At 67.9% G+C, this 6,795-nt stretch carries 6 protein-coding genes; 4 read left to right on the plus strand and 2 right to left on the minus strand.

Features of this window, described 5'->3' with window-relative positions; translation table 11 throughout:
* Window positions 1–30 precede the first annotated feature (30 nt).
* Both ACMZPQ_RS10020 and ACMZPQ_RS10025 read right to left on the minus strand, forming a co-directional pair.
* Window positions 31–549: a c-type cytochrome gene (locus ACMZPQ_RS10020; protein WP_008265223.1), complete on the minus strand. Its 519-nt coding sequence runs from the start codon at window positions 547–549 to the stop codon at window positions 31–33.
* A 205-nt stretch (window positions 550–754) separates the two neighbouring features.
* Window positions 755–1,363: a TetR/AcrR family transcriptional regulator gene (locus tag ACMZPQ_RS10025; RefSeq protein ID WP_197583268.1), complete on the minus strand. Its 609-nt coding sequence runs from the start codon at window positions 1,361–1,363 to the stop codon at window positions 755–757.
* A gap of 159 nt (window positions 1,364–1,522) precedes the next feature.
* On the opposite strand from ACMZPQ_RS10025, the gene ACMZPQ_RS10030 reads away from it, so the two are divergent.
* The 4 genes from ACMZPQ_RS10030 (at window position 1,523) to ACMZPQ_RS10045 (ending at window position 6,753) form a co-directional block, all read left to right on the plus strand.
* A complete protein-coding gene (locus ACMZPQ_RS10030) occupies window positions 1,523–2,686 on the plus strand; it encodes an acyl-CoA dehydrogenase family protein (RefSeq protein WP_197583267.1) in 1,164 nt (387 codons plus the stop codon).
* Between the two features lie 10 nt (window positions 2,687–2,696).
* Complete coding sequence (locus ACMZPQ_RS10035) at window positions 2,697–4,307, plus strand: carboxyl transferase domain-containing protein (protein WP_197583266.1); 1,611 nt, start codon at window positions 2,697–2,699, stop codon at window positions 4,305–4,307.
* Window positions 4,308–4,315: 8 nt separating this feature from the next.
* Window positions 4,316–6,316 (plus strand): acetyl/propionyl/methylcrotonyl-CoA carboxylase subunit alpha, encoded by a 2,001-nt coding sequence (locus tag ACMZPQ_RS10040; protein ID WP_414485967.1) that lies wholly within the window; start codon window positions 4,316–4,318, stop codon window positions 6,314–6,316.
* Between the two features lie 140 nt (window positions 6,317–6,456).
* Complete coding sequence (locus ACMZPQ_RS10045) at window positions 6,457–6,753, plus strand: NHLP-related RiPP peptide (RefSeq protein ID WP_197583264.1); 297 nt, start codon at window positions 6,457–6,459, stop codon at window positions 6,751–6,753.
* Window positions 6,754–6,795: the final 42 nt, after the last annotated feature.

The following is a 6,795-nucleotide window of genomic DNA, read 5'->3' on the forward strand; positions in this document are numbered from 1 at the left end:
CCCCCCCCCCCCCCCCCCCCCCACTACCGGTTACTTCAGGTTGCCCAGCATCCAGTCCACCGTGGCGTGGATCTGTTCCTCGGTCAGCGCCGGGTTGCCGCCCTTGGGTGGCATGATGCCGCCATCCGGGCCGGTATAGCCCTCGATGGCGTGCTTGTAGAGGGTGTCCTTGCCCTGCGCCAGGCGCTTGTCCCAGTGCGCGTGGTCCAGCGTCGGTGCCATGCCCACGCCGGTGGTGTGGCAGGCGGTGCACAGGTTGTCGAAGATGACCTTGCCATCCTTGGTGCCGCCGTAGGCCACCTGCGAGGCAGCCTTGGCCAGCGCGGCGGCCTTGGCCGCCGCCTGCGCGGCGGCGCCGGTGCTGCCGGCATACACCGCGCCGGTGGGCGAGATGCGCTGTTCGGTGCGTTTGGCCGCGCTCGGCGACACCTCGGGCGGAATCCGGGTGTGGATATAGGCAGCAAGGAGGATGAGGCCGAGGGTGATGGTCGCCAGCAGCGCGATCACCATGGAGAAGCGTTTCAGGAACTCCAGATCGTAATTCCGCACTCTTCGTTACCCCTGGCTGATAGTCGTTGGACCACGGCTGAGCGACTGCGTGATGGACCGAGTATAGAACGCACTTCGCGTGCGACAACAGGCGTCACTGCTGATGCGGCGCAGCATGCAGGGCGATGGGGGTCAGATCCCTTTTGCACCGCAAAAGGGATCTGACCCCAGCAACAGAAGCCGGCCAGCGGCCGGCTCTACCGGATTACCGGGCGCCGATCGCGCGCAGGCAGAAGCTGCAGATCGCATCCACCAGCGCGTCCTCGTCGCGATGCGCTTCGCGGCTGGGTGCGGTCGGGCCGACCATCGCCTCGGTGAAGGCACCGACCAGGCAGGCAGCCGCCACGTGCGCGTCCTGCGCCGGCAGTTCACCGGCGGCCACGCCCTCTTCCACCAGGCGCAGGAACACGTCGCCGAAGGCGCGACGGCCGCGCATGCGCTCGGCTTCCACGTCCGGGTCGACCGGTTCGACGATGAAGGCGTGGGCCAACCCCGGCCCGGCCAGGGCGCGGCGGACGAAGGCGGTGATCGCCAGCCGCAGCCGCTCGCTGGCCACCTCCGGGCCGCTGGCGATGCGCTCCATGATCGCCACTTCATGGGCCACCGCGGCGTTGAGCACTTCCACGAACAGCTCGGCCTTGGACGGGAAGTGACGGTAGATCAGGCCGGTGGACACCCCCGCCTGGGCTGCCACGGCGGTCACCGGGGCGTTGCGCCAGCCGCCGGCCGCAACCAGCTCACGGGTGGCCAGCAGGATCCGTTCCCGGGCCCCGGCCAGCCGTTCTTCCATCAGTGCAGAGCGTTTGTAGGCCATGTTTTGATTCTATTTTCAATTTTTGAATTTGTGTTCACTTCTTTCCCGAACCCCGCTACGCTGGGCCCATCGCCCGTGCGGGTGACGGTCCTGCCGACCGCCGCCCGCTCCCCCGCCGGGTGCGTCCATTCCCTGTAGTCCCGCCGTGGAGCCACCGCAATGCACGTGCCATCCCTGAACTTCGATCTTGGCGAAGATATCGACCTGCTGCGCCAGAGCGTGGCCCATTTTGCCGCCGCCGAGGTCGCGCCGCTGGCCGCCGAGGCCGATGCGACCAACCAGTTCCCGCTGGCACTGTGGCCGAAGCTGGGCGAACAGGGCCTGCTCGGCCTCACCGTGGAAGAAGCATACGGCGGTACCGGCATGGGCTACCTGGCCCACGTGGTGGCGATGGAAGAAATCTCGCGTGCCTCCGGCGGCATCGGCCTGTCCTATGGCGCGCACTCCAACCTGTGCGTGAACCAGCTGCGCAAGAACGGCAGCGAGGAACAGAAGCAGCGCTTCCTGCCCGACCTGTGCAGCGGCGCCAAGGTCGGCGCGCTGGCGATGAGCGAACCGGGCGCCGGTTCGGACGTGGTGTCGATGAAGCTGCGCGCGGACAAGCGTGGCGACCGCTACGTGCTCAACGGCAACAAGATGTGGATCACCAACGGCCCGGATGCCGACGTGCTGGTGGTCTATGCAAAGACCGACATGGAGGCCGGCGCCAAGGGCATCACCGCGTTCCTGGTCGAGAAGGGCATGAAGGGCTTCTCCACCGCGCAGAAGCTGGACAAGCTGGGCATGCGCTCCTCGCCCACCTGCGAGCTGGTGTTCCAGGATTGCGAAGTGCCCGAAGAAAACGTGCTGGGCCAGGTCGGTGGCGGCGTGCGCGTGCTGATGTCCGGCCTGGACTACGAGCGCGTGGTGCTGTCCGGTGGCCCGCTGGGCCTGATGGCCGCAGCCATGGACGTGGTGATGCCGTACGTGCACGAGCGCCACCAGTTCGGCGAGGCGATCGGCAGCTTCCAGCTGATCCAGGCCAAGATCGCCGACATGTACGTGGGCCTGGGCGCCTGCCGCGCCTATGTCTATGCCGTGGCGCGCGCCTGCGACCAGGGCCGCACCACCCGCCAGGACGCGGCCGGTGCCATCCTGTATGCCGCCGAGAAGGCCACCTGGCTGACCGGCCAGGCGATCCAGATCCTGGGCGGCAACGGCTACATCAACGAATACCCGACCGGCCGTTTGTGGCGCGACGCCAAGCTGTATGAAATCGGCGCCGGCACCTCGGAGATCCGCCGCATGCTGATCGGCCGCGAACTGTTCCAGCGCACCCTGTAAGGCTACCGCGATGACCGTCCTGAACAGCCAGCTGCAACCGGGCAGCGAAACGTTTGAAGCCAACCGCGCGGCGATGCAGGCCGTGGTCGATGACCTGCATGCCACCCTCGCCCGCACGGCACTGGGTGGCAACGAAGCCGCGCGTGCCAAGCACACCGCCCGCGGCAAGCTGCTGGTGCGTGACCGCATCGACGCGCTGCTCGACCCCGGTAGCGCCTTCCTGGAAATCGCGCCACTGGCCGCGCACGGTATGTATGACGATGCCGTGCCCGCGGCGGGCGTGGTGGCCGGCATCGGCCGGGTCAGCGGCGTGGAATGCGTGATCGTGGCCAACGATGCCACGGTCAAGGGCGGCACCTACTACCCGATGACGGTGAAGAAGCACCTGCGCGCGCAGGAGATCGCCGAGCAGAACCACCTGCCGTGCATCTACCTGGTCGATTCCGGTGGTGCGTTCCTGCCGCTGCAGGACGAGGTGTTCCCCGACCGCGACCATTTCGGCCGCATCTTCTACAACCAGGCCAATCTGTCGGCACAGGGCATCCCGCAGATCGCCTGCGTGATGGGCAGCTGCACCGCTGGTGGCGCCTATGTGCCGGCGATGAGCGACGAGACGGTGATCGTGCGCGAACAGGGCACGATCTTCCTGGGCGGCCCGCCGCTGGTGAAGGCGGCCACGGGCGAAGTGGTGACCGCCGAGGAGCTGGGCGGTGCCGACGTGCACACGCGCATTTCCGGCGTGGCCGACCACATGGCCGACAACGATCTGCAGGCGCTGGCCCGGGTGCGCGCGATCATCGCGCAGTTGAACTGGCGCAAGCCGGAACCGGCGATGGCGGTGCAGCCCCCGGAAGAACCGCTGCTGCCGGCACACGAACTGTATGGGGTGATTCCCGCCGACAACCGCAAGCCCTATGACGTGCGCGAGGTGATCGCGCGACTGGTCGACGGCTCGCGCTTCGACGAGTTCAAGCCGCGCTACGGCGCCACGCTGGTCACCGGCTTCGCGCATCTGAACGGCTACCCGATCGGCATCATCGCCAACAACGGCATCCTGTTCTCCGAGTCGGCACTGAAGGGCGCGCACTTCATCGAACTGTGCACCCAGCGCAACATCCCGCTGGTGTTCCTGCAGAACATCACCGGCTTCATGGTTGGCCGCAAGTACGAACAAGGCGGCATCGCCAAGGACGGCGCCAAGCTGGTGATGGCCGTGGCCTGCGCCAAGGTGCCCAAGTTCACCGTGGTCATCGGTGGTTCGTTCGGCGCCGGCAACTACGGCATGTGTGGCCGCGCGTATTCGCCCAACTTCCTGTGGATGTGGCCGAACGCGCGCATCGGCGTGATGGGCGGCGAGCAGGCCGCCAGCGTGCTGGCCACGGTGAAGCGCGATGGTATCGAAGCCAAGGGCGGCCAGTGGCCGGCGGCGGAAGAAGACGCCTTCAAGGCGCCGATCCGCGAGCAGTTCGAGCAGCAGGGCCACCCTTACTACGCCAGCGCGCGGCTGTGGGACGACGGCGTGATCGATCCGGCCGACACCCGCCGCGTGCTGGCCCTGGCCCTCTCGGCCAGCCTCAACGCCGCCCCGCAGCAGACGCGCTTCGGCGTGTTCCGCATGTAACCCGTGCCATGACCGAGTCTGTTGCCATGTTCACCAAAGTCCTGATCGCCAACCGCGGCGAAATCGCCTGCCGCGTCATCGCCACCTGCCGCCGCTTGGGCATCGCCACCGTGGCGGTGTATTCCGATGCCGACCGCAACGCGCGCCACGTGCGCCTGGCCGATGAGGCCATCCACATCGGCCCGGCCGCCGCGCGTGAAAGCTACCTGCGCGGCGACGTACTGCTGGACGCCGCACGCCGTACCGGCGCGCAGGCGATCCACCCCGGCTACGGCTTCCTGTCCGAGAACGCCGACTTCGCCGACGCCTGCGCCGCCGCCGGCATCACCTTCATCGGCCCGCCGGCCAGCGCGATCCGCGCGATGGGCGACAAGAGCGCGGCCAAGGCGCTGATGGCCAAGGCCGGCGTGCCGCTGACCCCGGGCTACCACGGCGACCAGCAGGCGCCGGACTTCCTGCGCGCACAGGCCGACGCCATCGGTTACCCGGTGCTGATCAAGGCCAGCGCCGGTGGCGGTGGCAAGGGCATGCGCAAGGTCGAACGCAGCGAGGACTTCGTCGATGCGCTGGCCAGCTGCCAGCGCGAGGCGGCCTCGGCGTTCGGCAACGATCACGTGCTGGTCGAGAAGTACGTCGAGCGGCCGCGCCATATCGAGATCCAGGTGTTCGGCGACAGCCACGGTGAGGCGGTCTACCTGTTCGAGCGCGACTGCTCAGTGCAGCGGCGCCACCAGAAGGTGCTGGAAGAAGCCCCCGCCCCAGGCATGAGCACCGAACGCCGCGCGGCGATGGGCCAGGCCGCGGTCGATGCCGCGCGCGCGGTGGGCTATGTGGGTGCGGGCACCGTGGAATTCATTGCCGGCCCTGACGGCGATTTCTACTTCATGGAAATGAACACCCGCCTGCAGGTCGAACACCCGGTGACCGAGTACATCACCGGCACCGACCTGGTGGAATGGCAGCTGCGCGTGGCCGCCGGCCAGCCGATGCCGCTGCGCCAGGACCAGTTGGCGATCCACGGCCATGCCATCGAAGCGCGCCTGTATGCCGAAGATGCCGACCGCGGCTTCCTGCCGTCCACCGGCACCCTGCGCCGCCTGCGCCTGCCGACGCCGTCGGCGAACGTGCGCGTGGATACCGGCGTCGAGGAAGGCGACAGCATCACCCCGTTCTACGATCCGATGATCGCCAAGCTGATCGTCTGGGACGTGGACCGAGATGCCGCGCTGCGTCGCATGAGCCAGGCACTGGCCGACTGCCAGGTGGTGGGCGTGACCACCAATGCCGGTTTCCTGCGTCGCCTGGTGAACACCGATTCGTTCGCCCACGCGAAGCTGGATACCGCGCTGATCGAACGCGAACAGGCCGCGTTGAGCCGCGTGGGCGATACCGATGATGCGCTGTGGATGCTGGCCGCAGTGGCCGCCGTCGCCAGCGCGGCGGGTGCCAGCGTTGATGCGCGCGACCCGCATTCGCCGTGGCAGGTGCAGGACGGCTGGCGCCTGGGTGCTTCGGCGCCGCGTGTACTGCCGCTGCAGCAGGGCGAGCGCCGGCACACCCTGAAGGTGTGGGCACAGGCCGATGGCTGGCGCGTGCAGTGCGATGACGCGGCGCCGGTGTGGGCGATCGGAAGCGCCGATGCGCACGGGCTGACCGTGCAGCTGGGCGAACGCCGCTGGACACTGCAGCTGCTGCGCGAAGGCGACCAGCTGTATCTGTTCGGCGCCGATGGCCAGCACCGCTTCACCCTGCATGATCCGGTGGGCGAATCGGACCACGCCACGGTCGATGCCGGCAGCCTGCTGGCACCGATGCCGGGCAGGATCGTGGCCACGCTGGTCGCGGCCGGCACCGAGGTCAAGCGCGGCACGCCGCTGGTAGTGCTGGAAGCGATGAAGATGGAGCACACCCTGCAGGCACCGGCCGACGGCACGGTGAAGGGCTACCGCGCCAAGGCCGGCGACCAGGTCGGCGATGGCGCGGTGCTGGTGGACTTCGAAGCGGCGTGATGGGGCATGGGCCGCGCGGTTCGGGCTGCTGCGCGGCCGGGAGGAATGCGTGCTTACGGTACGCCTGGGCCTGCCCACGTGTGCTCTAATCGGTCATCACCACCCACAGGGAGTAAACAATGATGTCAAGGAAGCCACCGATGACCGCCGCCAATGTGATTCGCTTGCTCGATCTGCTGTGTGGCGATGACGCTTTCCGTGAGGCGTTTTCGAGTGCACCATCGGTGGCCATGGCGCAGCATGGTCTCCAGCCCCTTACCGTCGCAGGCGCATGCATGATTGCTGGTGAGCTCGCACCCAAGGAGGAGTTCATCCGGGTCCGGAATGAACTGCAGCAGCAGCTGGCACGCAGTTCGGTGTTCTCGCACCCTCATTTCTTTGAAGCCGGTGCGATTGCCGCGAGTCTTGCCATGCAAGAAGGCGCTGCCGCGGCCTGAACTCCGCAGGTATCAGTATGGGGGCCCCCGCGGGGGGCCCGC

Source organism: Stenotrophomonas maltophilia, from assembly GCF_047497515.2.
Taxonomy (GTDB): Bacteria; Pseudomonadota; Gammaproteobacteria; order Xanthomonadales; family Xanthomonadaceae; genus Stenotrophomonas.

What these genes read in the sequence shown, in the direction of transcription:
- ACMZPQ_RS10045 (WP_197583264.1), top strand. Translation starts at nt 6,457, where the DNA reads ATGACCGCCGCCAATGTGATTCGCTTGCTCGATCTGCTGTGTGGCGAT.
- ACMZPQ_RS10030 (WP_197583267.1), top strand. Translation starts at nt 1,523, where the DNA reads ATGCACGTGCCATCCCTGAACTTCGATCTTGGCGAAGATATCGACCTG.
- ACMZPQ_RS10040 (WP_414485967.1), top strand. Translation starts at nt 4,316, where the DNA reads ATGACCGAGTCTGTTGCCATGTTCACCAAAGTCCTGATCGCCAACCGC.
- ACMZPQ_RS10025 (WP_197583268.1), bottom strand. Translation starts at nt 1,363, where the DNA reads ATGGCCTACAAACGCTCTGCACTGATGGAAGAACGGCTGGCCGGGGCC.
- ACMZPQ_RS10035 (WP_197583266.1), top strand. Translation starts at nt 2,697, where the DNA reads ATGACCGTCCTGAACAGCCAGCTGCAACCGGGCAGCGAAACGTTTGAA.